This is a genomic window from Mycobacterium sp. 29Ha, from assembly GCF_032883055.1.
Lineage (GTDB): Bacteria > Actinomycetota > Actinomycetes > Mycobacteriales > Mycobacteriaceae > Mycobacterium > Mycobacterium gallinarum.
The window spans coordinates 32,415-58,391 of the sequence record NZ_JAMQTI010000026.1; the positions used below are offsets into that span (position 1 = coordinate 32,415).

At 65.8% G+C, this 25,977-nt stretch carries 27 protein-coding genes; 15 read left to right on the forward strand and 12 right to left on the reverse strand.

The features are described 5' to 3' along the window. The first annotated feature begins 26 nt into the window (after positions 1–26). Positions 27–494: a cyclic nucleotide-binding domain-containing protein gene (locus M1248_RS26695; protein ID WP_163734912.1), complete on the forward strand. Its 468-nt coding sequence runs from the start codon at positions 27–29 to the stop codon at positions 492–494. Between the two features lie 275 nt (positions 495–769). Then, complete coding sequence (locus M1248_RS26700; protein WP_163734917.1) at positions 770–2,137, forward strand: serine/threonine-protein kinase; 1,368 nt, start codon at positions 770–772, stop codon at positions 2,135–2,137. A 15-nt stretch (positions 2,138–2,152) separates the two neighbouring features. On the opposite strand, the gene M1248_RS26705 is transcribed toward M1248_RS26700, so the two are convergent. Beyond that, entirely contained in the window at positions 2,153–2,482 is a 330-nt protein-coding gene (locus tag M1248_RS26705; protein ID WP_163734921.1) for a hemophore-related protein, read from the reverse strand. A 116-nt stretch (positions 2,483–2,598) separates the two neighbouring features. Beyond that, on the reverse strand, positions 2,599–3,231 hold the full coding sequence (locus M1248_RS26710; protein ID WP_317150222.1) for a TetR/AcrR family transcriptional regulator: 633 nt from the start codon (positions 3,229–3,231) through the stop codon (positions 2,599–2,601). A 61-nt stretch (positions 3,232–3,292) separates the two neighbouring features. On the opposite strand from M1248_RS26710, the gene M1248_RS26715 reads away from it, so the two are divergent. Beyond that, the gene (locus tag M1248_RS26715; protein WP_317150223.1) at positions 3,293–4,291 is read left to right on the forward strand and encodes a hypothetical protein; all 999 of its coding nucleotides are present in this window, start codon (positions 3,293–3,295) and stop codon (positions 4,289–4,291) included. A 67-nt stretch (positions 4,292–4,358) separates the two neighbouring features. After that, positions 4,359–5,609 (forward strand): serine hydrolase domain-containing protein, encoded by a 1,251-nt coding sequence (locus M1248_RS26720; RefSeq protein WP_317150224.1) that lies wholly within the window; start codon positions 4,359–4,361, stop codon positions 5,607–5,609. A 66-nt stretch (positions 5,610–5,675) separates the two neighbouring features. Here M1248_RS26720 and M1248_RS26725 read toward each other — a convergent pair whose 3' ends face one another. The 6 genes from M1248_RS26725 to M1248_RS26750 all read right to left on the reverse strand — a co-directional run bounded on the left by M1248_RS26725 (position 5,676) and on the right by M1248_RS26750 (position 12,252). Continuing rightward, entirely contained in the window at positions 5,676–6,347 is a 672-nt protein-coding gene (locus M1248_RS26725) for a helix-turn-helix domain-containing protein (RefSeq protein ID WP_317150225.1), read from the reverse strand. After that, complete coding sequence (locus tag M1248_RS26730) at positions 6,340–7,569, reverse strand: cytochrome P450 (RefSeq protein ID WP_317150226.1); 1,230 nt, start codon at positions 7,567–7,569, stop codon at positions 6,340–6,342. The genes M1248_RS26725 and M1248_RS26730 overlap by 8 nt, the downstream gene beginning before the upstream one ends. A 196-nt stretch (positions 7,570–7,765) precedes the next feature. After that, a complete protein-coding gene (locus tag M1248_RS26735) occupies positions 7,766–8,209 on the reverse strand; it encodes an STAS domain-containing protein (protein WP_317150227.1) in 444 nt (147 codons plus the stop codon). 305 nt (positions 8,210–8,514) lie between these two features. Further along, complete coding sequence (locus M1248_RS26740) at positions 8,515–9,522, reverse strand: alpha/beta hydrolase (protein ID WP_317150228.1); 1,008 nt, start codon at positions 9,520–9,522, stop codon at positions 8,515–8,517. Between the two features lie 138 nt (positions 9,523–9,660). After that, on the reverse strand, positions 9,661–11,934 hold the full coding sequence (locus M1248_RS26745; RefSeq protein WP_317150229.1) for a hypothetical protein: 2,274 nt from the start codon (positions 11,932–11,934) through the stop codon (positions 9,661–9,663). Between the two features lie 3 nt (positions 11,935–11,937). Then, positions 11,938–12,252 carry a WXG100 family type VII secretion target gene (locus tag M1248_RS26750; RefSeq protein ID WP_317150230.1) on the reverse strand — a complete coding sequence of 105 codons (315 nt, stop codon included), beginning with the start codon at positions 12,250–12,252 and terminating at the stop codon, positions 11,938–11,940. Between the two features lie 297 nt (positions 12,253–12,549). Between M1248_RS26750 and M1248_RS26755 the strand changes: the two genes are divergently transcribed. From M1248_RS26755 to M1248_RS26765, 3 genes are all read left to right on the forward strand, one after another. Then, a complete protein-coding gene (locus M1248_RS26755; protein WP_317150268.1) occupies positions 12,550–12,768 on the forward strand; it encodes a DUF3072 domain-containing protein in 219 nt (72 codons plus the stop codon). Between the two features lie 125 nt (positions 12,769–12,893). Further along, positions 12,894–13,754, forward strand: a complete 861-nt coding sequence (locus M1248_RS26760) for a transglutaminase family protein (protein WP_317150269.1) — start codon at positions 12,894–12,896, stop codon at positions 13,752–13,754. 41 nt (positions 13,755–13,795) lie between these two features. Then, a complete protein-coding gene (locus tag M1248_RS26765) occupies positions 13,796–14,215 on the forward strand; it encodes a pyridoxamine 5'-phosphate oxidase family protein (RefSeq protein WP_174262171.1) in 420 nt (139 codons plus the stop codon). Here M1248_RS26765 and M1248_RS26770 read toward each other — a convergent pair. Beyond that, positions 14,200–14,994, reverse strand: coding sequence for a hypothetical protein (locus M1248_RS26770; protein ID WP_163734957.1), 795 nt, complete (start codon positions 14,992–14,994; stop codon positions 14,200–14,202). The two genes, M1248_RS26765 and M1248_RS26770, sit on opposite strands and share 16 nt — an antisense overlap. Before the next feature lie 130 nt (positions 14,995–15,124). Between M1248_RS26770 and M1248_RS26775 the strand changes: the two genes are divergently transcribed. Further along, positions 15,125–15,544 carry a hypothetical protein gene (locus M1248_RS26775; RefSeq protein WP_317150231.1) on the forward strand — a complete coding sequence of 140 codons (420 nt, stop codon included), beginning with the start codon at positions 15,125–15,127 and terminating at the stop codon, positions 15,542–15,544. Positions 15,545–15,553: 9 nt separating this feature from the next. Here M1248_RS26775 and M1248_RS26780 read toward each other — a convergent pair whose 3' ends face one another. Both M1248_RS26780 and M1248_RS26785 read right to left on the reverse strand, forming a co-directional pair. Further along, on the reverse strand, positions 15,554–16,429 hold the full coding sequence (locus M1248_RS26780; protein WP_317150232.1) for a formylglycine-generating enzyme family protein: 876 nt from the start codon (positions 16,427–16,429) through the stop codon (positions 15,554–15,556). A 41-nt stretch (positions 16,430–16,470) separates the two neighbouring features. Then, complete coding sequence (locus tag M1248_RS26785) at positions 16,471–17,058, reverse strand: TetR/AcrR family transcriptional regulator (protein ID WP_163734970.1); 588 nt, start codon at positions 17,056–17,058, stop codon at positions 16,471–16,473. 199 nt (positions 17,059–17,257) lie between these two features. Between M1248_RS26785 and M1248_RS26790 the strand changes: the two genes are divergently transcribed. Genes M1248_RS26790 through M1248_RS26815 form a run of 6 tightly spaced genes read left to right on the forward strand, consistent with a single transcriptional unit; the run spans position 17,258 to position 23,126 of the window. Then, positions 17,258–17,923: an HAD-IA family hydrolase gene (locus M1248_RS26790; protein ID WP_317150233.1), complete on the forward strand. Its 666-nt coding sequence runs from the start codon at positions 17,258–17,260 to the stop codon at positions 17,921–17,923. Between the two features lie 36 nt (positions 17,924–17,959). Next, positions 17,960–19,177, forward strand: a complete 1,218-nt coding sequence (locus M1248_RS26795) for a sedoheptulose 7-phosphate cyclase (RefSeq protein ID WP_317150270.1) — start codon at positions 17,960–17,962, stop codon at positions 19,175–19,177. After that, positions 19,170–19,994 (forward strand): O-methyltransferase, encoded by an 825-nt coding sequence (locus tag M1248_RS26800; protein ID WP_317150234.1) that lies wholly within the window; start codon positions 19,170–19,172, stop codon positions 19,992–19,994. Before M1248_RS26795 ends, M1248_RS26800 begins: the two co-directional genes overlap by 8 nt. Continuing rightward, positions 19,991–21,322: an ATP-grasp enzyme gene (locus tag M1248_RS26805; protein WP_317150235.1), complete on the forward strand. Its 1,332-nt coding sequence runs from the start codon at positions 19,991–19,993 to the stop codon at positions 21,320–21,322. Before M1248_RS26800 ends, M1248_RS26805 begins: the two co-directional genes overlap by 4 nt. Then, positions 21,322–22,350: a D-alanine--D-alanine ligase gene (locus tag M1248_RS26810; RefSeq protein ID WP_317150236.1), complete on the forward strand. Its 1,029-nt coding sequence runs from the start codon at positions 21,322–21,324 to the stop codon at positions 22,348–22,350. The genes M1248_RS26805 and M1248_RS26810 overlap by 1 nt, the downstream gene beginning before the upstream one ends. Then, complete coding sequence (locus M1248_RS26815) at positions 22,347–23,126, forward strand: TauD/TfdA family dioxygenase (protein ID WP_317150237.1); 780 nt, start codon at positions 22,347–22,349, stop codon at positions 23,124–23,126. The genes M1248_RS26810 and M1248_RS26815 overlap by 4 nt, the downstream gene beginning before the upstream one ends. A 2-nt stretch (positions 23,127–23,128) precedes the next feature. Here the strand turns inward: M1248_RS26815 and M1248_RS26820 are convergent, their stop codons facing one another. After that, positions 23,129–24,655, reverse strand: a complete 1,527-nt coding sequence (locus M1248_RS26820; protein WP_317150238.1) for an MFS transporter — start codon at positions 24,653–24,655, stop codon at positions 23,129–23,131. 104 nt (positions 24,656–24,759) lie between these two features. Here M1248_RS26820 and M1248_RS26825 point away from each other — a divergent pair, with 104 nt between their 5' ends. Next, positions 24,760–25,968, forward strand: a complete 1,209-nt coding sequence (locus tag M1248_RS26825; protein ID WP_317150239.1) for an FAD/NAD(P)-binding oxidoreductase — start codon at positions 24,760–24,762, stop codon at positions 25,966–25,968. Positions 25,969–25,977 lie beyond the last annotated feature (9 nt).

The following is a 25,977-nucleotide window of genomic DNA, read 5'->3' on the forward strand; positions in this document are numbered from 1 at the left end:
GTCACATCGCGGATCGGGGAACGACCATGGACAATCGCTCGTACGAACGCGCCAGCGCTGAGGCCCGCAAGCAGGAACAGCAGGAGAGTGCCCGCCGGCTGCGCGAGTTTCCGACGTTCGAGAAGTTTTCCGACGACGACCTGAAGAAACTCGTCGAGGCCGCCCATCGCACCTCGACATCTGGGCCGTGGCCGCTGATTCGCCAACACACTCCGTCGGACGCCTGCTACATCCTGCTCAGTGGCGAAGCGGGCGTGTATGTCGGTCACGAGCGCATCGCCCTCGTTGGGCCGGGCGAGATCATCGGCGAATCCGCGCTTCGCCGCGGCAAACTGCGCAACGCGACCGTGACGACGACCGGTAGGGCCGAGGTGTTGCACATCGAGCGTGACGACCTCGAACGCTTGCTCACCGAAATCCGCGCCCTGCGTGAAACGTTGGATGAAACCGTGGCGCGCCACGTACCTGCATCGGCCACCGCCGAACCGAGTTGATCTGTCGCGGTGAGCTACTCGTCGCCGGCAACCGAAGGACTGTGGGACAACAGCCGTCGCCAGTGAGCCTTGAATGACGGCGAACCCGCGCGGCGATGGAGGAGCCCACGCTGCGCAATCTGAACAGCTTCCTGGAGTCGGGCCGGCTCGTCACTCCCGTTCCGATGCCGGTCACAGCGTCGAAGTAACCCCCACAGCAACCGCGTCGCGCGTTCGTGCGAAGGTTTGCGGATGGCGCGAAACGGCGATAGCGGCACCATGTGGGGTGTGGCGCCATGCCGCTAGCCGAAGGCGACGTTTTCGCAGGGTACACCGTCGTGCGCCAACTGGGCGCGGGCGGCATGGGCGAGGTGTATCTGGTCCAGCACCCGAGGCTGCCCCGATACGACGCTCTGAAGATCTTGCCGGTCGAGCTGACCACCGACCGCGAATACCTCGAGCGCTTCAACCGCGAGGCCGACCTGGTTGCGCGTCTGTGGCACCCGAACATCGTCGGAGTGCACGACCGCGGCGAGTACAACGGTCAATTCTGGATCACGATGGACTTCGTCGAGGGCACCGACGCCGCGCGGCTGCTCGCCGAGCACCAGGGCGGCGGGCTACCGCCCGCGGACGTCGTGCGGATCGTGTCGGGCGTCGCCGACGCGCTGGATTACGCGCACCAGCAGCACCTGCTCCATCGAGACGTCAAGCCGTCGAATATCCTTCTGGCCCAGTCGAACTCCACCTTCAGTCGCGCGCTGCTCGCGGACTTCGGCATCGCACGCTCGAACGCGGATACCTCCGATCTGACGGCCACCAACATGACCGTCGGCACCGTGGCCTACGCGGCGCCTGAACAGCTGATGGGCCACGCGCTCGACGGCCGGGCCGACCAGTACGCACTTGCCGCGACCGCCTTCCACCTTCTCACCGGCCAACAGCTGTTCCAGCACGACAACCCGGCGGTGGTGATCAGCAATCACCTCACGGCCAGCCCGCCGTCGATCGGCGACCGCATCCCCGAACTATCCGGATTGGGCCCCGCGTTCCAGCGCGCGCTGGCCAAGGCGCCCAGCGACCGCTTCGACTCGTGCAGCGACTTCGCCGAGGCGATGGCTCACGGCCTGTCTGAGGTGGCACAGCAGATCGGAGCCACCGATCAGACGATTTCGGCCCCCGCGTCGGGGCGGCAGAACAAGCACATCAAGAACGGCGGGTCGAGCAGGTTGCGGCTCGGACTGCTGGCAGCGGGTGTGGCCGCGGTGCTCGGCGGCGCGGCGATCGCGGTTGGGGTGACCATCGCGAATCGGGATGAGCCGGCGCCCCAACGTCCACCGGCCAGCGCTGAAGCGTCGGCTCCGACGAGCGCCCCGGTCGTGCCGGTGGTGCGCATCGGTGCGGACTGCGATCCGCTGGGCTCGGCGGGTGTCGCTACGACCGGCCAGCAGGCGTACTGCTCGCGACTGCCGTCAACCGGTGACCATCTATGGTCGATTTACCAAGGCCCGGTACCGAATCCGACCGCCACGCCGGCTCCGACCGACGAGGTGTACCCGCCGGGGATCGAGGAACAGGTGCGGGTGTGTGTGGGTGAAACGGGCAAGACCCGGATCGAGTGCCGCAGGGACATCCGCGACGGCAACCTCACCGGGCCGGCGTAGGCGGCGCCTCGCGAGTCAGAAGCTGTTGCAGGTGGCTGCGACGCCCAACAGCAGGCCGACGTACTGTGCGGCGCCCGGCATCGTCTGCAGCCGCGAGAGCATTTGCTGGCGCTCGGTGGGACCCGAGACGAGGTACTGCTGGAGAATGGCGACGGTCGAGGGTGAGGCGGTCAACTGGCCCGCAGCGGCTGGGTTCTGAGCCGAGAGCGCCCCGACCACCTGCGGATACGTGCAGGTGGTGTTGAGGAGCGGGGCCAAATCCTGTGCAGACGCCGTTCCGGCGCCGGCGGCCATCGACAGCAGCAAACCGCCCGAGGCGACGAGAGTCTTTGCTTTCAAGCGCATACGTCGACGCTAGCACGCATCAGCCCTGCTCACCATGTCTCTTTTCGATCGAGGACGCCTATTCCCCTTGTGGCAGAACGTCTCTGAGTAAACACTAAGAGAGCGGAATCGGGCGGTCAGAACATCATCTGGCGCAGCGAACGTTCCGTCAGCGCCTCGGTTTCCTCGTCGATGCCGACATGGGCGAGATCGCTGCCGATTGTGAGCATCGAAATGCCGTGCAGCAGCGACCAAATAGGGCCTGCGGTCGCGCGCGGATCGCCGGCGGCCAGCAGTCCGGCCTGCTGGCACCGCACGATTGTGTCGAGTAGATCGTCGAAGGCACGTATCCCGGCGGCGATCACCTCGGGGCTCTCCGTCTTATCGAGTTCGGCACCAAACATCACCTGGTAGTAGTCGGGATGGGTGACGGCCCACTGCACGTACTCCCTGCCCATCGCGAGTGCTTGCTCGGCGAGGTCGTCGTTGGCGGCGATCGTGGCATCCAACACCTCGTGCAGTTGGAGGAACCCCTGCGTGGCCACCGCGGCCAGCAGCTGTGCCTTGTCGGCGAAGTGTCGATAGGGCGCGGCAGCGCTGACGCCCGCGCGCCGGGCGACCTCGCGCAGCGTGAAGCCCTTCGGGCCCTTCTCCTGAACCAACTGCAACGCCGCATCGGTCAGTGCGCGCTTGAGATCTCCGTGGTGGTAGGCGCCCCGCTTGGCGTGCGGGGACTTGTCGGGATGGGGAATTTCCACTGGACGTGGCATGTTTACAACGCTAACATTCGCAAATGTGAATAGCGTTCACATTCGACGAAAGGGGCAGAACGTGACCGCCGCCCACGAAGCCTCGCGGATGGTCGCCGAGGTGCGCGACGATCCCGGCGCGCGCATTCGGTTGGCCGGCGACACGTATGCGCTTCGCGGCGCGCGGCGGCCCTTCCGCGCGTACCGGCGCGCGGTGGTGGCCTTCATGCGGTGGCAGCAGTCGCGGGGTGTCCTCAATGCATTGGACGCCGCGGCGCCGGGCAGCCCGTGGTGGCGTGCGGTCAACGAGGATCTGCTGCGCGACGCCCTCGAGGCGAAGCTTCTGGTCGAGCGTGAGGATGTCGTGGCGTCGCGACCGACGGTTCAGCACTGGGTGGACTTCTTCCGCGCGCCGTCGGCACGGTCCTGGTACCTGGCCCACAACGCGAGCGTCGTGGCCGGTTATCTTGCGCACGCGGAGCTGGCCGAGCGGGAGGGCCTGGCCGAGCGGTTCTTCATGAATGTGGTTCTGGTGCGGGTGCTGTACGCGCATGCTCTGGTGTTCGACGCGAACCTCGCGCTGGGTCGGTTCGCGCCCTTGGCGACGCTCGTCGGCCATCCGCGGGCGCGCGGACCGCAGGCGCTGCTGTCGATGAAAGATGTGCTGCCCGTGAGCTATCCGATCAAGGACGTGACGATCGAAGAGATCATCGACAGCGAGAACAGAGTGTTTCGGATGGTCGACGTCGGGGTGATCGCGCCGCGGGCCGAGGCACTGTATGCGATGTCGGCGCGCGCGCTGGGTGAGCCTCGTCTGCGATGGCTGGTCGACGACGGCGGACCCGCGTACGCGTGGCCGGCCGAGCACCGGCATGTGTGGCGGCCCGCCCGCACACCGTGGCTGCACCGAGTGGTGGACGCTGTGACCCGCCCGCGTAGGGCGCCCCTCCGGGGTCAAGGTGCTGTCGTGCCAACCTCAGAGCGACTGTGTCGCTCAACTACTACTGCCGATACCAACGTCAGCGACTCTGTCGCTCCGAGCTTGGCACGATCCCACATACCCCCAAGGCCCGTGCGCTGAGTCCCGCCTCGAGTCGCGTAGCGGCCGTTCCCCCGCGCGCCTGACTTTCGAGATCTAGGGTGCGGCCATGAAGGCAACGGTTCGGGTCGCGTCACTGGCGATGTGCCTGGGCTTGGTCATCGGCGCCTGCTCGTCGTCGGAGTCGACGACGGCATCGGAGACGGCCACGACGTCGACGGCGGCCAACCCGGCGCTCAAACCCATCGATCCCGCGGCGTTCCAAGCCGCCGTCGAGAAGGCGGCCAAGGACCTTTACGTGCCGGGCGCGATGGTGGTTCTGCGGACCCCGCAGGGGGAATATCGAGCAGCGGTCGGTACGACCGAGCTCGGCGCGCAGCGGCCGCCTGCCGGGGGTACGCATTTCCGGATCGCGTCGAACACCAAGACGCTGACCGCTGCGCTCATCGTGCTGCTCGCGCAGGACGGCAAGCTGAATTTCACTGATCCTGTGTCGAACTACTTGCCTGACGTTCCCGACGGTGACAAGACCACGATCGCCGATCTGCTGAAGATGCGCAGCGGCCTCTACAACTACACCGAAGCACCCGAACTCGCCGAATCCCTCGACTCCAATCCGGTGAAAGCCTGGACGCCGCAAGAGGCGTTGGCGATCGCGTTCGCCCAGCCCCGGGAGTTCGCTCCGGGCGCGGAGTACATGTACGACAACACCAACTACGTGGTGCTGGGCGTCATCGCCGAGAAGGTCGGCGGGCGTCCGCTTGCCGAACAGTTCAAGCAACGCCTGTTCGGCCCGGTCGGCATCAGCCAGACATCGCTTCCGGCGATCGACGACACGTCGATTCCGGCGCCGTACTCACACGGTTACATGTACGGCGAGAGCAAGTACGCGCTGGCCGACATCCCGTACCCGTCGGAGATGCAAGCCGAAATGCGTTCCGGTGCACTCAAACCGATCGACTACACGTATCAGAACCCGTCATACGCCACCGCGGCGGGCGGAGCCATCTCGACAGCCGACGACCTGGCTGAGTGGATCAAGGCGCTGGTATCGGGCAAGGTGTTCGACTCCGACTATCAGCAGCAGTGGTTGGACAGCCTACAAATCGAGGATGCGGATTCACCCGGCGGGCAGATGTACGGATATGGAATCTCGTATCAGCGTTACAGTCCGACCGCGCAGATGTACTACCACGGCGGCGAGCTGCCGGGCTTCAACTCGTTCATGGGTCATGATCCGGAAAACGATGTGACGCTGGTTATTTGGACGAACCTCACGTTGTCACCCGATGGCGCCACGACCGCCAACGCGTTGCTGCCGAAGGTTCTCAACGAGGTCTATACCGGGATGAATTACTAGGCCAGCACGTCTTCGACGAGGTTATCCGTCGTCCATTCCCGCTGCGGTAGAACATCTCTGAGCAGGTCAGGAAGCGGCAGTAGGCCGCCTGCGCTCCGGGCGGACACTGACAGGCTGCAGCGCCTCCATGACCTGCGTCAGCCGCGGGTAGACGATGGCAGGGCCCAGCCATCGAGAGATGAAGCGGCGCAGGACATAACCGTCACGCGCGGGTTCGCCGGGGTCGACGAGTATCGAGTGGAACGTACGCAGCCCCAACTCGGCGAGCTCGTCGAGCGCCGCCTCGTCGTAACCGTGCTTCTCCCAGTCGACGTCGCAGCGGTGCAGCATTGAGCGGCTGAAGGCCTTGGAGGTGTCGGACGTGAGCGAGACTGCCGCGCCGCTCTTGTTGCCGTTCCTGAGCAGATTGGCGAAGTGCGCATCTTCGGCCAGTCTCTCGACGGCGAAGGCGATGCCTTCGACCATCGCCGCCGCGGGCTCGGTCAAGCCCCTGGTGTGTTCGGCAAGTTGGTCGAGAAAGCCGTCGGCCGTGCGCATTCCGCTCGCCAGCAGCAGCTCTTCGGTACCCGGAAAATAGCGGTAGACCGTCTGCCGGGTGACACCGAGCGTGCGCGCGACGTCGGCGATCCGCACCGCGGATCCGCGTTCGGCGATGATCGCGTCGGCCACGTCGAGGATGCGGTCGATCGCCTCCTCGTCGGACGCCGGGGGGTTGCCCGACCAGCCGCGATTAGGCACTGCTGAACTCGATCGGCAGCGTCGTCGGTCCGCTCAATTCCATCATCGGCTTCCATGGTGCCGGACCGGTGCGCGAGGGGTTGGTCATTCGGCGGGTCACGATCTTGAGGGCCTCGGCGAGCTCCAGGCGGGCCAGGTTTGCGCCGAGGCAATAGTGGATACCGCCGCCGAAGGTCAGTACCGCGGGCGCGCCTGAACGGGTTAGGTCGAAGCGGTCAGGGTCGTCGTAGACCGCCGGATCCCGGTTGGCCGCCAACGTATTGACGATCACCATCGTTCCGGCGGGGAACAGATGTCCCGCGAAATCCGTGTCTGCGGTGACGGTGCGCAGGGTGCCGGATCCGATCGGCGAATGGCGAATCGTCTCTTCGACCGCGTTGGCCGCCAGTTCAGGGTTCTCCGCGAGCAGCGCCCACTGGTCGGGATGGTCGACAAGCGCATCGATGGACCCGGCTAGTTGATTGCGGGTGGTGTCGGTGCCCGCCAGCAGGAGCCCACCCGCCAGCATGCGCAGTTCGGCGGCGTTGAGGCGATCACCTTCGTCCTCCGCGCGGATCAGGGCGGAGAGCAGATCGTCGGTCGGGGTGTGGCGCCGACGCGCGACCATCTCGTCGACGTAATCGTCGAGTTCACCCCACGCGCGCATGACGAACGCCTCGTCGACACCGTCGGGATTGAAAGTGAACGCGGTGAATATCTCGTCGGCCCAACGTGAGAACAGCTGCCAGTCCTCGCGGGGTGCGCCAAGTAGGGCGCAGATGATCGGCACTGGATACGGCCGGGCAATATCGGTGACGACGTCGCAACGTCCCTGGGCGGCAACGTGATCGATGAGGTCGTTGATCACCTCGACGATGGTGTTGTGCATGCGCGCGCTGGCGCGGGGGGTGAACGCCTTGGAGACCAGGCTGCGCAGTCGGCGGTGCGGTTCGCCGTCGAGGCCGAGCAGGCTATTGACGATCTTGTCCCACAGGGGCCCCGACGTGATGCCTTGCACCATGAGGTTCATTCCGGGAGGGATCGTGAAGCGCGGGTCGCGCAGCATCGTCCGCGCCAACTCGTGGGAAATGATCTCGGGCCCGAATGGTCCGATGGCGATCGGGGCCTGTGCCTGTGCTTGGCGAATCCGCGGATAGACGTCTGCGGGCGTGTCCTTGACGTCATAGTCCAGCGTCGGGAGTCCGGCGTCGAAGACATTGGGGCAGAGCACGTCGACAGTCATTGGCTACCCGCTCGGGATGAGACGACAGAATTCACAGAATGTATGACTAGGACCGATGGAAGTCAACGAAATCGATAGAGAGCAGGTTCGCTTGCCATACGCAGTGGCAAGAATGTCTCGTCGAGAGCGTCAATGTGCGTTTCGCCGTCGGGGACTACCTGCTCAGTTCGCGAGCAACTGCGAGATGAGGCGGAAGCTAGACCGCAGATCGAACGTGCTGGTGGCACCGCGCCGTGCGGGTCAGGCGCTTCAGCGCCGACGTGAGGTCGTCGGCGAGCGGCAGTTCACCGTCGGGGTCGCAGATCGAGAGCAGGCGTCGCACGGGGTGGCTGCCGACGAGGATCCAGTCGACGTCGTTTCGGGCGCAGTGGACGCTGATGTAATAGATCGCCGTAAAGGCCTGGGTGCCCGCGAAGTCAACGGCCCGAAGATCGAGCACCAGTTGGCGCGAGATTCCAGTGTGCTGTTCGACGAAGCGGCCGAGCTCGCGTCCGTTACCGGCGTCGATGTCGCCGATCACCGCGATGGCCAGGCGTGACGCGGCGAGCCGTCGCACTGCAAACGTCGCTCTGCCGCATTGTCGGTGCTCATCTACCGACGCAGGATCCGGCCGACCGATACGCACGGTCCCATCCCTCATTGCACAACCCCAAGATCGTTTTTGTAGAGGTGTCGCCGGAGAGCGTCCCGGAATGAGTCCAGTACGCGGCACCAGTGCGGCGCTGCCGGCGGGCTGGGAACTCAACCAAAGTTGAGGGTAGTACGGATTTCGTCGCCCGTCTGCAGCTTGAGAAAATTTCCAGTTTTGTTCGGCTGCAAGACTTTTGGTCAGCTTGACTAAATGTCATCTTGCGTGCGTGTCAGTAACTGCACTTATGGGCGACGGAATCCGTAGCGGTGCCGAAGCGGCATCGGTAAATCGCCTGCTCGTGTCGCGATGCGCGATCACCTAACGATTTGCTGAGTCGTCCCCGGCTTGATGACACCTGTCTTGACGTCCTCGCCCGCGGCCAACAGGTAGGAGGCGACGTAACCGAGCACCTCGTCGGCCGCCGCGAAGCCACCGAGGTGACTCTCCTGTGGCATGAGGATGAGCTCGGCGTTGGGTAGCCGCTCGCTGGCCGCCTTGGCGTCGTCGAATCCGATGATGGAGTCGGCATCACCGTGCCACCACCGCACCGGCACCTTCACGTCCGCGAGTCGAAAACCCCAGTCGCGTCCGCAGAGTCGGGCATCGTCGAGCAGGGCCTGGAACGGCACCTTGCCGTCGAGCACGTGGATGAGGTCGTCGATGAACATCGCCTCGATGTCGGGATCGCTGAAGACGCGCTGGTCGCCGGCGGGCATGACCTTGGTCAGTCCCAGGTAGACGACGTGTGCGAGGGGGATGATCGGCAGGAGCAGTCCGGCCGTGATGCGCGCGAACGGTTCGCGCATTCTCGACAGGACAGCGCCAAAGCGGCTGGCCAAGGCGATGGCGCCGCTCGCCGTGGCGTCCGGCCCGACGGATGGGGTCACCCCGCCGAGAACGGCGACCGCGACGACGCGGTCGGCCAGCGCGCCGGTGCCCGCACAGGACAACGCGTAGGGTCCGCCGCCGGAGAGACCGACGACGCCGAGACGTGCGGCGCCGAGCGCGTCGGCCACACACGCCATGTCGTCTGCGAAGTCGGAGACCGAGTCGTAGACGTGCGGGTCGGACAGTCCTGAGCCGGGCCGTTCGATCAGGACGACGCGAAGACCGAGTATCTCGGCGGCGCGCCGACCGACGAGCGGAAGCTGGCGGCGGCCCCCCGGGGTCCCGTGAAACCACAGGATGACGGGGCCGTTCGGATCACCGTATTCGGCATAGCCGATGCGGCGGCCGTCGGGAAGATGGAACCGTCCCTCGGCCCGCGGGTTCTCGATGGCCGGCACGCCGGGCGGTCGCCGCCAGAGATTGAGCATGTTCATGCGCTACAAAGACTCCTTTGTCTGTAATTGCCAGAATCTTTGCATCTCGCGGTATGGGCCGGTCAGCCCCCCTCCGGCCAGCCGGGCGCCGCGGGCTCGGGGGTCGGCGGCGCGTCGAGTGTGGCCCTGATGTTCGGGTCATCCTCCCGTGTGCGGCTCGCCCGTGGGCAGCGCATCCCGGTAGCCGTCCGCGTAGCCGTCGATAGCCGACTTCACCGCCGGGTCGATACCCACGAAGTAACTGTTGAACGCTGAACGGAAGTTGTCGAGATTCGCTGTGAGTGGCTTGAATTCCCCGGTCTCGGGATCGATCAGATTCAGTTGCTCGAAGACGCCCGCGTTCCCGAAGTTCGAGTCGAGCAGCCGCGCGGCGACGGCGTATTGCATCATCTCGGAGGTCTCCTGCTTTACGTGCTCCATATTCGCGCCCGCGGGTGCATCGCCAACGAACATCTGGTGCAGCGGATCACCGGGCATCTTGCCGTTCCAGTCCAGAATCGCCGAGACGCCGGGGATCTCGCCGGCGATTGTCTTGCCCATGTCGAACCACATGCCGCGGCTTTCGTAGGCCTTCACGTCCTGCAGGTTCCCGTATTCGATGGCGTCGTTGTCGGCGATCCTGGCGGCGGTGTCGATCACCCCGCGCAGCGTGCCTGCCGACTGCAGATCGCCGGCGTTCGGGATCTCTCCCTTGATGACGGACTGCTCGAAGTTGGCCTGGTACTGCAGGCCGTTGGCATAGGCCTGGCTGTTGAGGATTCCGGCGGCGTCCTTGTCGCTGTCGATCACTGCGAACAGATCCCGCATGACCGGCATCTCCGGGTTTGTCAGGTCGTCCAGTGGAGCGAATCCCGTGCTGCTGTCGAGCTTGTTGCCGAGCATGTCGTCGATGAACGGCTTGTTGGCCTCCGCGAGTGCCTGGGTGAGCTCGGGGTTGACCTGGCCGACCGACTGGCCGCCGGTGCCAGGGATGTCGAGCAATTGGTCGGCGTTGGCACCCGTGCCGACATATGCGTCGACCGCGTGCATCGTCTCTGCGACGCGGGTGGCCTGCGCGAGCTGGGTGGGGTCCGTTAGGTCGGTCGGCACCGCACCGGTGCCGTTGAGCAGCGTGCCGGCCGCGGCGCCGTCGTCGGCCCACTGGTGCTTGAAGAGGTCGCCGATGAACTCGCCGTTCTCGGGCCCCGTGAGTGCGTCGTGCACAGCCATCTGGTCGCGGCCCGCCGCGTTGAGCATGTCCTGCAACGCAGGGTCGATCAGTCGCTGTGACATGTCAGGGTTGGCTTCCCACGGGATGTGGGGAGGACTGTGCAAGCCGTGCAGGATCTCCTCCGACTTGTCGAGCAGCGCCTTGTCCATTGCCGTGCCGTGTTGCAAATTGGCGTCGCCGGCCGACACGATCGCCGCGACATCGCGGTAGTTGTCGATCTCGGGGAACGGCTTCTCCATGTCGGGCATCTCGATCGTCGGATTGCCCTGATCGTTGGTCCCTGGTGTCGGCACAGCGGGACCGCGCGTGGGCCGCTCGAACGTTTCGCGGATACCTGACGGCAGGTTCGCCATACCGCCTTGCGTCGGCACACCTTCGGCGGGGTCGCCTGCCGTCTTGATGTTTTCGTTGCCCAGTAGCTGCAGCGCGTCGGCGACGGCGCCGCCGTTCTGGCCGTTGGCGTTCATCTGGTCAATCATCGAGCGAATCTCGGCCGGGCTCTTGCCATCCAGCGACCGCGACAAGTTGTTGAGGTACTCCATCTGGCTGGTGGGCAGCACCAGATCGCCGCGGACCAACGCCTCCTGCTGCTCGGGCGTCAGGTTGGTGTTCTCCTCGAGACGCGCCATCTCCTCCGGCGTTAGTTGGCCGTCCTGAAGTGACTGTCCGTCGTTGGTGCCCTGCTCCCCGGGAAGCCCGGGCTCGCCGCCGGTCGCGGCGGTCAGCACCCGCGCCAAGTCGGCATCGGCTTCCTCGGCGGCGGCCAGCACGGCCACCATCCGGTTCTCGACCTCTTCGGTCTTCGCCCTCAGCGCCTCGATCTTTTCGTCGGGCCAGCCGGTCGTGTCGGGCGGGGTGACCGTATTGGTGGCCAGGTCGATCTGGACATGCGGAGCCGCGTTGGCGTAATCGAGCAGGCTTTGGAGGTCGTTCTTCACCTTGCGGACGTCACCGGCGGCCTTCCCCGCGCCCATCGCGACGAGGAAGGCTTCCTTCTGCGACAGCGACAGCGTGGTGGCCGATTGGTTGATGGCCTGCTGCGCGGCCTCGCCGGCTTCACCCTTCCACGTCCCGAACACCGAGAGGTTGCGCAGCGTTTCCGCGGCTTCGCCACTGGTGCGGGCGCGTTGCGCCGCGGCCTGTGACACTTCGTCGATCTGCTCGGGTTGCCAATTCTGGACGTCGGCAAGCGTTATCCCCACGGATTACAGCCCCAGATCCGGACCCGCGTTTTCGATCTCGGTGGACTGCTGGTTGTCGGTGCCGACGTAGTTCGCCGCCGCTGACTTGAAACCCTCGACGTGCGCGATGAGCTCGTTGTAGTGGCGGGTGGTGTCTTCCTCCCACTTGGTGGCGACCTTGGCGAGCGCGTCGCCGCTGGTCCCGATCCAGCCGGCCTGGGCGGTGCCGATGCGTTCCTGTGCGACGCCGTGGTCTGAACGCAGACCGTCGGCGGCCACATCGACGTGGTCGGCGGCCATCCGCACCTCGACCGGATCGACCTCCAAGTTCTTGCCCATGTCGAACAACCCCACCCTCGGATAGCAGCTCTTATGTTTGCTGAAACATTACCACTGGTCTGAGCACCCCCTGTTCGCCAATTTCCGGCCGCCTCGGTGCCGATGAACGTCAGTGCTGGTCACACGGATCTGCGCGTATCCGGCTGGCAGGATTTTCGGCGATACGGTCCGCTGCAGTCCGTCGTGGCGCTGCGTTTGCGCGCGATTCTTGCATTCATCTGGGTCGAGCTGGGTTTGCTGGCCAGCCGGCGGGCACGAGCATGTTTCGAACACATGTGCGATGGCAATTCTGCGGCCATGACCAATGACACTCAGCAAGCCCCGATGGAGAACGCCGAGAAGGACACCTCCGAATGGGTGACCGGCGACGAGCCCATGACCGGCCCGCAGCGCAGTTACCTCGGCACCCTGGCCCAGGAGGCGGGCCGCGATATCCCCGACGACCTGACCAAGGCGCAGGCGTCCGAGCTCATCGACGAGCTGCAGCAGCAGACCGGGCGATCGGGGAGCTCGTAGCACTTCTCGCGCTGCCGACCTCCGCGAACGCCGTTAGGGTTACTCCCACCCGCGTCGCCGGCTAAGCAGATCGCTGTTGACGTCTGAGGTGATGCCTTTGACGGAAGTGGTGCGCGATGGCTGAGATGCCTAAGTGGCGACGATCAACTGCGGGCGCGGCGGACGTCGCACCGACGGACGAACTCAAGCGCGACGTCGGTGCCGAACTCGAAGTGGACGTCACGTCGCCCACCATGCTCGAGTTCCAGATCGCCATCGCCGATCATCCCGGTGCACGCGTGACCGAGTCGCTCACCTTCACCTGCAACGGCAAGCCCGTCACCCCGGACGAGGTCATCGGCAAGCACGGCACGCGGATCCACCGCTTCCCGGCACCCGAGGGCACCGTCACCGCCAACTACACGGCGACGGTCTACGGGCATGCTGACCCCGCGCCGGTGCACGACATCGACCTGATCACCTATCTGCGGCCGAGTCGCTACGCCGAGGCCGACAAGTTCTATGGTTTCGCCGCAACGGAATTCGCGGAGTATGCCGACTCGGAGACCCTGTTGGAAAAGGTGTCGTCGTGGGTGGGCACCAGGTTGAACTATGTGCCGGGATCCAGTGACCCGATCGACGGCGCGGCCGACACCGTGTTGGCCGGCGAGGGCGTGTGCCGCGACTACGCCCATCTGGTGGTCGCCCTGCTGCGCGCCGTGAACGTGCCCGCTCGGTTGGTCGCGGTGTACGCCCCGGGTTGTGAGCCGATGGATTTTCATGCCGTCGCCGAGGCGTATGTCGAGGGAGTCTGGCGCGTCGTCGATGCGACGTGCCTGGCTCCGCGGCAGTCCATGGTCCGCATCGCCACCGGACGCGACGCCGCTGACACCGCTTTTCTCGACAACCACAAGGGCGCGATCACGTTGAAGAACATGGAGGTGACGGCCGTCGTCGACGGACCGCTGCCCCATGACTCCGTGCACGATCTCGTCTCGCTGCACTGACGCCTGGGAATGCGATCCGGCGGGACGCGGTTTGGCCGTATATGGCCAAGATGAGCAGCGATGACCGCGAGAAGTTCCTGTCCGATCTGCACGTCGGGGTGATCGCGGTCGAACGTAAAGACCGTGCGCCGCTGAGTGTCCCGATCTGGTACGGGTATGAACCCGGTGGCGACGTGCTGTTGTGGACCGAATCCGATTCGCTCAAGCACCGGTTGATTCGCGACGCCGGTCGGTTCTCCATCACCGCTCAGGATGAGCAGCCGCCGTACAAGTACGTCACCGCCGAGGGTGACGTCACCGACATCAGCCCCGCGACCGACACCGATGCACGCCCGATAGCCGTCCGTTATCTCGGCGAGGAGGCGGGCAACCAGTTCACCGACGCGAACCTGACCCCGACGTCGGTGCTCATCCGGATGCGGCCGCAGCGGTGGCTGAGTTTCGACTACTCAGAAGAATGATTCGCGCGTGCGCGCTGACGTCCTATCGCCGCGACGGTCGCAGTGACGACGAGCACGGTGGCCACGACGGCGGTCGCCGATAGAAACGTGCTGTCCCGCCCGGCCGCTCCGATCGCGATCGCCACGAGCGCCCACACCACTCCCGCCGCATAGCCGGGGGTGCCGCGCAGCATCCTCGTCAGGATCAGCGCGCAGACGACCGCGGCGGCCAGCACGATGAATTGCCACCAGACGGTCGATGCTGAGACACCGCTCTGGATAAGCGCGGCAGCGACATTCGCGAACACCGCGATGCTGCTCCAGCCGAGATAGAGCCCGAATGTCACGGTGGCCAGCAGCGCGACCCAGGGCGGGCAGGTCAGGTCGTGGCGCCGCCGCACCAGCAGCCGCATGATGTGGATCAGCGCCGACACCATCACTGCGAACACCGCGACACTGACCCACAGCCAGTCCTGCGCGGCCACGAGAAGCCAGACGCTGAATCCGATGAACGCCACGCTTGCGTCGACGAGCACGCTCGTCTCCCACCACGCACCAAGGCCGTAACGCAGGACCGCCAGGGCCGTCGCCGCGCTCAAGGCAGTGATCAGTCCCCAGAGGCTGAACGCGTAGCCGGCGGGAGTGATCAGTGCCTGATTCGTCGCTCCTGATTTCAGGAAGTCGGGAGCCACCGCATTCGCGATCACGGGCGCGGCGAGCTGGGTCAGCGCCAACAGCGCGGCGATCCACCGCCATGACCGCACCGACGGGGCACTCCTGTGCGTCTCTGCCGTGGTCAACGGTCTCCTCTCATGTGCGTCACCAGGTATTCGTAGCCGGACGCACCGCGGATGCCAATCGGCACATACGCGATGGCGGGAAGGCGCACAATCACCGAGACGACGACGTCTCCTCGGCAAAGGGTTTTGGATGAAACGACAATCTGCTGCAGTTCTGGGGGTGGTCGCAGCGGTCACCGGCGGTGGGATCGCCCCGTCGGCATTGGCACAGCCGGGCGCCTACAACCCGGTGGCTCAGTACCTCCGCACGGCCGGCAATGTGCGCTGCGTGGTCACCGCGGAGGCGGCCGCGTGTGAGAACCCCCGGGGATTCGTCGGTGCTCCGGTCAACAGTCCCCTCGCATCGGTCGACGCCGCCGGCAAGTTCACGTGGGCCGAAGGCGGTATCGGTCCGACCTCCGGCCAAGAAGTGACCATGGTCAACGGCCAGCCGTATCGGTATCACGGTTGGAGCCTGTTGTTGACGATCGAAGGGACGCGTCTGACCAACATCAAGAGCGTCCACGGCATGAACGTCTCCATCGACGGAACGACCATCACGCCGTACTGACCGCTCCGATCAGTCCACGCAGCGAAAACCGATATGCGACGTCGCGGTGTCCTGCGATTGCGACGAGCGCGCCGCCGCGCGGTAGCGGTGGCAGTACTCGGGCGCGCACAGGTGTGAGCCGCCCTTGAGGGTCTGCATCACCGCGGGGTTGGCCGAGAGCATCGGAGTGCAGCAGGACTTGGCGGGCTGGCCGGGTCGGTGTCGCGGCCGGTAGTGGGTGGTCGTCCATTCCCATACGTTGCCGATCATGTCGACGAGTCCGAACGGGTTGGCGGGGAACGTGCCGACGGGCGAGGTGCCGGTCCAGCCGTCGGCGCCGTCGTTGCGGTAGGGGAAGCGGCCCTGCCAGGTGTTGGCCATCAATTCGTCGCCCGGTCGCACGGCGTCGCCCCAGGGGTACACCGTTGTCGATCCCGCCCGCGCCGCGAACTCCCACTCGATTTCGGTGGGCAGTCGACGCTCGGCCCACTGGGCGTAGGCGTTCGCGTCGGGATAGGCGATCTGGACCACGGGGTGCTCGTCGAGGTTCTCGATCGACGACTCCGGTCCGCGGGGGTGCCGCCAGCACGCACCGGGCATCCAGGTCCACCACAAGCGCCAGTTGCGCAGGTCGACAGGGCCGGCCGTGGGCTGGAACACCAGTGCTCCCGGTGCCCGATCCTCGGGCGGTACGTCAGGGAAATCGGCTGGATCCAAAGGCTTTTCGGCGATCGTGACGTAGCCGGTGTCGTCGACGAACTGGACGAACTGGGCGTTGGTCACTGGGTGGCGCTCGATCGCGAACCCGTCGACGGTGGCGGTGTGGGCCGGCGCCTCTTCGGGATAGAAGTCATTCGAGCCCATGCGGAACGAACCACCGGGGACGTCGATCAGTTCGGTCAGCACGGTCTCAGGTTAGGCACGTCGGAGCGACACCTGTCGAGAGTTCAACGCGACCGCTTGCCCTTCGAGCCCCGCAACACCAGGTCGACGGCCGCCTCGATGACGTCGTCGTCGGGCACCGACCCGAACATGATCGTCGGGCACGCCACCACCCCGGCGAGCATGGAGATCGCCGCCTCCAACTCGACACCGTCGAACACCTCCGCGAGCATGCCGCGGATCGGTCGTTGCGCGTCGGTGTTGATCTGATCGCGCACCCGTGCCATCTCGTCGACCGACGCCCACTGGGCCATCACGGCCAGGATCTGATCGAGCCGGTACTCCAGCACGACCCTGCGGAAGATCGTCAGCTCGCCGACGAGGTCCGCGCGCAGATCGCCGGTCCGCTCCTGATGGGGCATCTCGCCGATCGCGCCGAGCGCCAGCAGGATGAGATCGACCCGCGACGGCCAGTGCGTGTAGAGGGTGGTCTTCGAGTAGCCCGCGAGCTCCGCCACGTGACCGTGCGTCAAGGCATCCGTGCCCTCGTCCGTCAGCACCCGCAGTGCGACGCGCGAGACGTCGGCCCTGGTGCGGGCTACCCGCGCGTCCTGCGCGCCGTCGCCTGCGGCGAAGCGCTCAGCAGGAGTCACGGCGATGCCCTTTCGCGATTTGGCCCTTGACACTGGCCTAGAAGTTATCTAATGGACGGAGTGTCCATTATTGGAGAAATTAATCACAATTGGACGTTTAGACCATTAGTGGACCGGGGATTCAGCGCCACGAGGGCGGGTCGTGGAGGGCTCGCATCGCAGTAGTCATCGACGCCGAGTCAACGGAAAGGCCGTTCCCATGTCCGCAATCCTGTTCGGGTCCATCAGCACACTCGCCGACACTTCGGAGCTGCAGCGCCGCGCCTTCAACGAGGCATTCGCCGCGTACGGCCTCGACTGGCAGTGGTCCCAGGACGACTACCGGAAGATGCTCGGATCCAACGGTGGCGCGCAGCGCATCGCCGACCACGCCGCGTCCTGCGGTGACGACGTCGACGCCGCGGAGGTGCACGCCGCCAAGTCGTCGATCTTCCAGGAGCTGCTCGGCACGCAGGCGGTGACGGCACGCCCCGGCGTCGCCGAGACGATCAAGCGGGCGCGAGAGGGCGGGCACAAGATCGGCCTCGTCACGACCACCTCGGGCGAGAACATCGCCGCGTTGCTCAACGCACTGCAGGGCGAGATCGACGCCGGCGACTTCGACATCATCGTCGACAAGTCGGCGGTCGAGGAGCCCAAGCCCTCGCCCTCGGCGTATCTCTTCGCGCTGAGCGAGCTCGGCGTCGATGCGGCGGACGCGGTCGCCATCGAGGACAACGAAGGCGGTCTCAAGGCCGCCGTCGAGGCGGGTATCGCCTGCGTCGCGTTCCCGAACCAGAACACCGCGGGCGGCGACTTCAGTCTCGCGACCGAGACCGTCGACGAAATCGACCTCGACCGTCTGTCCGAGCTGGCCACCGCCTGACCGGCCCCGCGACCCGAGGAGAACATCGTGAGCAACATGCAGGCACGAGTCATCAGCGGCAACAACGCCTTTCACGTCGAGGGTTACGAGAAGATCGAGTACGACCTCGTCTACGTCGACGGCATCTTCGACACCACCCAGTGCGCGCTCGCCGACTGCTACCGCCCTTACGGACGCGCGCTGATGGTCGTCGACGAGACGGTCTACGCGCACTACCGCGAGCGCATCCACACCTACTTCGACCACCACGGCATCGCGCTGACGGTGGTCCCGGTACAGATCCGCGAGACGGCGAAGTCGCTGGACACCTTCGAGCGAATCGTCACCGAGTTCGACACCTACGGTCTGGTGCGTACCGAGCCGGTGCTCGTCGTCGGCGGCGGACTGACCACCGATGTCGCGGGTTTCGCGTGCGCGAGCTACCGGCGCAACACGCCCTACATTCGGATCCCCACCACGCTCATCGGGCTCATCGATGCGAGCGTGTCGATCAAGGTCGCGGTCAACCACGGCAAGATCAAGAACCGGCTGGGTGCATACCACGCGTCGCAGAAGGTGTTCCTCGACTTTTCGTTCCTCGCGACGCTGCCCACCGACCAGGTGCGCAATGGCATGGCCGAGCTGATCAAGATCGCCGTGGTCGGCAACGAGGAGATCTTCACTTTGTTGGAGGCGTATGGCCCGGATCTGCTGCGTACCCGTTTCGGCCATCTCGACGGGTCGGACGAGCTGCGCAGGGTCGGGCACCGGCTGACGCATCAAGCCATCGCGACAATGCTCGAACTGGAGGCGCCGAACCTGCACGAGATCGACCTCGATCGGGTCATCGCGTTTGGCCACACCTGGAGTCCCACACTTGAACTCGCGCCGCCGACGCCGTTCTTTCATGGGCACGCCATCAACATCGACATGGCGCTGTCGGTGACGCTGGCCGAGCAGCGGGGGCTCTTGTCGGCCGCGGACCGCGACCGGGTCCTCAATGTCATGAGCTCTCTGGGGCTGGCGCTCGACAGCGAGCATCTCACCCCCGAACTGCTCAGCACGGCGACCGCCGCGATCCTCAAGACACGCGACGGGCTGCTGCGCGCCGCGATGCCCGACCCGATCGGACAGTGCACGTTCCTCAACGACGTCACCGTCGAAGAACTCACCGACACAATGACTTTGCACAAGAAGCTGTGCCTGGAGTTCGACCGCGGCGGGGACGGGGTCGACATGTGGGCGCCGACCGACGTTGCCGTCGCCCGTGTCTGATCTCGACGAGTCGCTGACCGCGGCCCCGCGTCCGGTCACGCCAACGACCATCCTGGCCGCCGAATCGTGCGACGCATACGCCGAGTTGGACGCGTGGGGCGGGGCGCCACTGCGGGTGCTGCAACGGTTGGGCAGAGTCCGGGATCTCGCCGGTGGTCTGGACGGCTACCTGGAGCGGTGCACGACGCCCGCGTCCCCGGCGCTGGCGCGACTGGCGCAACGCACCAACGCCACCGCCTGGGACGTCCGCTCGGGCGGGGCGTTGGAGCAGGAGATGTTGTCCGGCCATGTCGAAGGGCAACTGCTGAACTTCCTGGTCCGGATGGCCGGTGCCCGGCGGGTGCTGGAGATCGGCATGTTCACCGGGTATTCGGCGTTGGCCATGGCCGAAGCGGTACCCGACGACGGCGTGGTCGTGGCGTGTGAACTCGATGAAAATGTCGCGGCGTTTGCGCGCGAATGCTTCGACGAGTCGCCGGTCGGTGATCGCATCACCGTGGAAGTCGGTCCTGCGATGGACACACTGCGTCGCTTGGATGGCGCGGGTGAGCCGTTCGACTTCGTGTTCATCGACGCGGACAAGGCGGGGTACCTGGGCTATCTGGACCTGCTGCTCGACAGCGCGCTGCTGGCGCGTGGGGCAGTGATCGCCGTGGACAACACGCTGATGCAGGGCCAGCCGTACACCGGGGTGGGTGTGACGGCGAACGGGCAGGCGATCGCGTCGTTCAACGAGGCGGTGGCCGACGATCCGCGGGTCGAGCAGGTGGTGCTGCCTCTGCGAGACGGATTGACCTTGATCCGGCGGGCGACGTGACCGCGACCGCCGTCGCTGCGCCATCGGTGGTGGCGCGTCCCAGCGCCGGCCGGACGGTCTTGGCGCTACTGGCGTTGAGCCTCGTGGCGCCGGTGAATCTCGCAGTGGTCGCCGTGGCGCTGCTGACGCGGAAACCCTTGTCGCGCGGCGTCCCCGATGTTCCACGGACGGTGCTGATCAGCGGCGGCAAGATGACGAAGGCGCTGCAGCTGGCGCGGTCGTTCTACACCGCAGGCCATCGCGTGGTGCTGGTCGAGTCGAAGAAGTATCGGTTCACCGGCCACCGGTTCTCACGCGCCGTCGACCGGTTCTACGTGGTGCCGGACTCCACGTCTGCCGGTTACGCCAGGGCGCTGCGCGACATCGTTCGCCGGGAGAAAGTGGACGTCTATGTGCCGGTGTGCAGTCCGGCGGCGAGCGTGCCAGACGCCGAGGCTCGGGCGCTGCTCGACGATGAGTGCGAGGTCATGCACGCCGACGCGGCAACGGTGCGGCTGGTCGACGACAAGGTCGAGTTCTCGCGCATCGCGCGATCATTGGGCCTGCGGGTGCCGGACTCGCACCGGATCACTGACGCGTCGCAGATCGACGAGTTCGACTTCCCGCCGGGGCGCGACTACATCCTCAAGCGCATCGCATACAACCCGGTCGGTCGCATGGATCTCACGCGGCTGTCCGCCGAGACCCGTTCGCGCAACGCTGATTTCGCCCGCAGCCTCGGCATCACCGCAGACGATCCGTGGATTCTGCAGGAGTTCGTCGAGGGACGTGAGTACTGCACGCACGGCACGGTGCGCGACGGGCGCTTACAGGTCTACGCATGCTGCGAGTCGTCAGCGTTCCAGATCAACTATGCGCACGTCGACAAGCCCGAGATCCTCCACTGGGTGGAGCGCTTCGTCGGTGCGCTGGGTGTGACCGGTCAGCTGTCGTTCGACTTCATCGAAGCGGATGACGGGCATGCGTATGCGATCGAGTGCAATCCGCGCACGCACTCGGCGATCACGATGTTCTACGACCATCCTGACGTGGCCGATGCCTATCTGCGCGACGCGCATCCGATGATCACCCCGACGACATCCTCGCGGCCGACGTACTGGCTGTACCACGAGGTGTGGCGGCTGCTCACCCAACCGAATCGCCGAGCCCGGCTGGCGACGATCCTGCGCGGGACTGACGCGATCCTCACTCGGTGGGATCCGTTGCCGTTCTTAGCGGTTCATCACGTACAGATGCCGTCGCTGCTGGTGCAGAACCTCCGCCGACGGGGTAGCTGGTCGCGGATGGACTTCAACATCGGCAAGCTGGTCGAGACGGGCGGCGACTAGTGTCGAGGACCGTCCTGCACCTCGTCGGTTCGCCGGTCGACGAGTTTCACGCCGAGCTGTCGGCGCTGTACGCCCGCGGATGTCTGGATGTCCTGCAGGACATGTACGACAACCGCGTTGCGTACGTAGCCCCGGGCGGGAAGTGGCAGTTTCCCACCTCGCTGTCCTCGGCTGCACTTGCCGAGGCACCGTATCTGTCTGCGGCCGAGGCCATCGCACATCTCGGATCGCTCAGTGTGAGTGTGGTTGTGCCGCAGATGTTCTGCATGCCGGGGATGACCTCTTACCGCGCACTGTTGGACGTTATCGGCATTCCGTTTGTCGGCAATTCGGCTGCGGTGATGAGCATCGCGGCCGACAAGGCGAAGACGCGAGCGATCGTCGCCGGGGCGGGTGTGGACATACCGGACGGTCGCGTCGTGCACGATGCCACGCCGACCGATCTGCCTCTGCCTGTCGTGGTCAAACCTGTCGGTGCGGACAACTCGGCAGGCGTATCGCTGGTTCGCGAGGCGGATGAGTACGAAGGGTCGGTGAACGCAGCCTTGGCGCACAGCGGTGTCGCGCTGGTCGAGTCGTACGTCGAATTGGGCCGAGAAGTGCGGTGCGGCATCGTTGTTCGCGAGGGCGAGCTGGTATGCCTGCCGCTGGAGGAGTACGCCGTCGACAGCGTCACCAAGCCGGTCCGCGACGCCGCCGACAAGCTGGCCCGCCGCGACGACGGCGAGCTGTTCCTGGTCGCGAAGGATGCCGAGCGCGCGTGGATCGTCGACGTGGACGATCCGATCACCGAGCGAGTATGGGAGGCCGCGCGTCGCGCCCATGAGGCGTTGGGGTGCCGGCACTACAGCCTGTTCGACTTCCGCGTCGATCCGAACGGTGAGCCATGGTTCCTCGAGGCGGGACCGTACTGCTCGTTCGCGCCTACCAGCGTGATCGCGGTGATGGCAGCGGCGGCGGGCATATCGGTGGAGCAACTCTTCGCCGACGCATTGGCCGAACTCGACCGGGAGACAAGCCGCGCATGAAAGTCACCGCGCTGAACCCGGTCGGCGCCGTGGTGGACGGAGTGCGTGTCGACGCGCTCAGGCAGGCTCACGTCGACGTACTACAACGCTTGCTCGGCGAGCACGGCGTGCTGGTGTTCGGCGACCAGAGCATCGACGACGCCGCGTTCACTCGGTTCCTGCGCAGCTTCGGCGAATTGATGTTCACGACAGGGGAGACGCCGGTCGACGGACATCCGTACCTCAACATCGTGAGCAATGTCGGCCGCAAGACGCCGCCGCGCTCCACCTTCCACGTCGACACGAGCTACGTCCGAACTCCGCCGGCGTACACGGCGTTGCGCGCCGTGGAGGTACCGGAGACGGGTGGACAGACGTTGTTCTCCAACCAGTATCGGGCGTACGAGAGGCTGCCGAAAGACATCCGCCAAGACGTCGCGATGCGCTCGATCACGCACGTCGTCACCGGCGTCGAGGTCGGTGACGACGACGAGACGTCCGCGGTGCACCCCGTCGTGCGCAAGCATCCGGTCTCGGGTCGTCGGGCCCTGTATCTGAGTTCTCCGGCGCGGTGCGCAACGGTCAGCGGCCTGACGCCTGAGGATGGGCGGGCGCTGGTCGAGCATCTGATCGAGCACTGCACGCGAGACGAGAACGTCATGCGTCATGCCTGGATGCCCGGCGATGTCGTCATGTGGGACAACCGCTGCGTGATGCACAAAGCGGACCACACCGGTGTCGTCGGGCGGCGGGTGCTGCACCGCGGCATGGTCGCGGCGAAACCTCCGCCGCGTTGAGATCACGATTTGGCGGTCGGCTTGATGAGCCAGAGCGCCATGATGATCGCCACGACCGGTCCAACGGCCATCACCAGACTCAGCGTGTGAATCGCGTCGATTGCATTGTGCGGCGCTTGTTCCACCAGCAGTCGTGCCTGCTCGGGATTGACGAGGTGAGCCTGCTGGCCACCGTGCGCCGTCACCAACGCTTCGCGCGTCTCCGCACGGCTGATTCCGGATTTGGACAGGTCGTGCACGCTGTCCGTGAGGAAGAGGTTGATTCCGATGAGCGCGAACAAGGCCGGGCCGAGTGAGTAACCGCCCTCGTTGACCGCGCTCTTGACCGCCGATACCGCGCCACCGAGATCGTCAGGCGCGCTACTCATCATGATCGTCGCCTGCGGGGTGGTGACCAGTGCACCGCCGACGACGATCAGAGCCGCGGTGACGAAAACGACTGTGCGCCCGGTGCTCAAGTCGAACAGCCTCAGCACGAGAAGACCGGCGAGCATGGTGAGAAGGCCGGTGATCATCACCGCGCGGGGACCTACCTTTCTGATCACCGGGCCGGCGGCGGTGGCGGCCAGTGCGGCCATCGCGGTGGCGGGTATGAGTAGGAACCCGAACAGCTCGTGTGATTCCTTGCGAATCGTCACGAGGTAGAAGGCCAGCAGCACCATGGACCCGCCGAGCACGATGTTGAACATGACTCCGGCCGTCACCGCCGCGTTGAACCGGCCGGAGCGGAATACCCGCATGTCCAGCGCCGGGTCGGGGGTGTGCAGTTCTCGCATCACGAATCCGGCGCCGGCCACGACGCCGAGCGCGACGGAGGCGGTGCCGGTCAGGTCGATGCCGGTTTCCATTCGGGAGGTGCCGAAGATGAGGCCCAGCAGCGCGACGGCGAACAGGAACAAGCCGGGCAGGTCGAGGCGGCGGGTGGCACGCAGCGTTTCCGGCACGAACCGCCAGGTGATCACCAATCCGAGGACCGCGATGAGCGGCACCACGAGAAAGCATGCGCGCCAGCCGATCGCGTGTCCGAGTGCACCGCTGATCGCGGGCATCGGCGTGGCGATGGCGTATCCCGCACCGAAGTAGGCCGCGATCGCCGCCGCCCGCTTTCCCGGCGGGAACACCGCATTGGTGAGCGCAAGCGACAACCCGATCAGGAACGCGAACGCCACGCCGACGCCGGCGCGAGCGATCATGAGCACTGCTGCTACCGGTGCGGCGGCGGCGAGCGCGCTGAACACGATCACGCCCGACATGCCCAGCAGGTACATGCGGCGCATGCCGTAGAGATCGCCGAGGGCGCCGGCGCTGAGCACGGTGGCGGCCATCGTCAGCGTGGCCAGGCTGGCGACGAACGTCGACGTGCTGCCGGTGATGTGGAGACCAGCCGCGACGACCTGCAGGTTGGCCGACAGCGTGGTCGGGTCGCCGATGGCAATGCCGTAACCGATGCCCATGGCGGCCACCGTCATCACGGCGGCTAGTCCCGATACGTGGCGATCGCCAACTTCAGCGGGGGAATCGGTCGACACCGAGTGGATGCTACTGGCCGCGCCGCTGCTCAGAGAAAGTTTCGAACGCGGCGACGGGTTCCGTCGCCGGGTGTATCGGACGTCGAACCGGGTAATGCTCGTCTATGGACGTCACACCGGAGCACAGCGAGGATTCCTTCGACGTCCTGGTCGTCGGTGGCGGCAACGCGGGACTCAGCGTGGCGGCACGTCTGCTGCGGCGCGGCGTGGTCAGCGTCGGAGTGGTGGAACCGCTTGCGGTGCACACGTATCGGCCGCTGTTGTCGTACGTCGGCGGAGGTCAGGCGTCGCGCAGCAGCGCCGAGCGCACGCAAGAGTCGGTGACCCCGGATGGGTGCACGTGGCTGCAGGACTCTGCCGTCGGCGTGGATGCCGAGTTGCGGACGGTTCGATGCAAGAGCGGCCGCGTCTACAGGTACACCGACGTGGTCCTCGCGCCCGGACTCGTCCCCGACGACGACGACCTGGCCGACGTGTTCACCGTGGTCGACACCGACGCGGTTGCGAGCAACTATCTCGACCACGCCGAGAAGACATGGCAGTTGGTGGAGTCCATGATGGCCGGGCATGCGGTGTTCACGGTGCCGCGGCCGCCGGTGAGTTGCAGCGGTACGACGCTCAAGCCGCTGTTCTTGGCGGCGGCGTATTGGCGGCGGATGGGGCGCATCGGGGACATCGACATCACCCTGGTCGTCGATCGGCCGGACCTGCTGGGCGTCGCAGAGATCGACGACCGGCTGCGGCGCAGCCTTGACGAGATCGGCGTGCGGGTGCTGAACAACGCCACCGTGACCGGAATAGATCCCGTGGAGCGGAAGCTGGCGGTCCGCGTCGGGGATGGCGTCGAGCAGAAGCTGCCGTACGACCTGTTGCATCTTGTTCCGCCGTTTCGCGGACCGCGTTGGGTCGAGGAGTCGGGTCTGGCGGACGTTGGCGCGCATGGGGTGGTCGACGTCGACCCGAAGACGTTCAGGCATCGGGTCCATGCCAATGTGTGGGCGCTGGGTGACGCGGCGAACGCGGGCACGGACCCGTCGGGCGGAGCGATACGACGGCAATCGGCGATCGTGGTCGACAACTTGTTGGCGGCGCGCAGCGGTGGTCAATTCCAGGAGTACGACGGGTACACGGTGGCGCCGATTGCGACCGATGAGCACCGGCTGATGTTCGGCGAGTTCGACCGGACGGGATCGCTGAGGAGTTCATTGCCGTCGTTTCTCGATCCGCTGAAGCCGCGTCGATTGGCCTGGGCGTTCGACCGTTACGCCCTGCCGCAGATGTACTGGAATCTCATCCTCAAAGGTCGGCTCTGACCGGGTAGC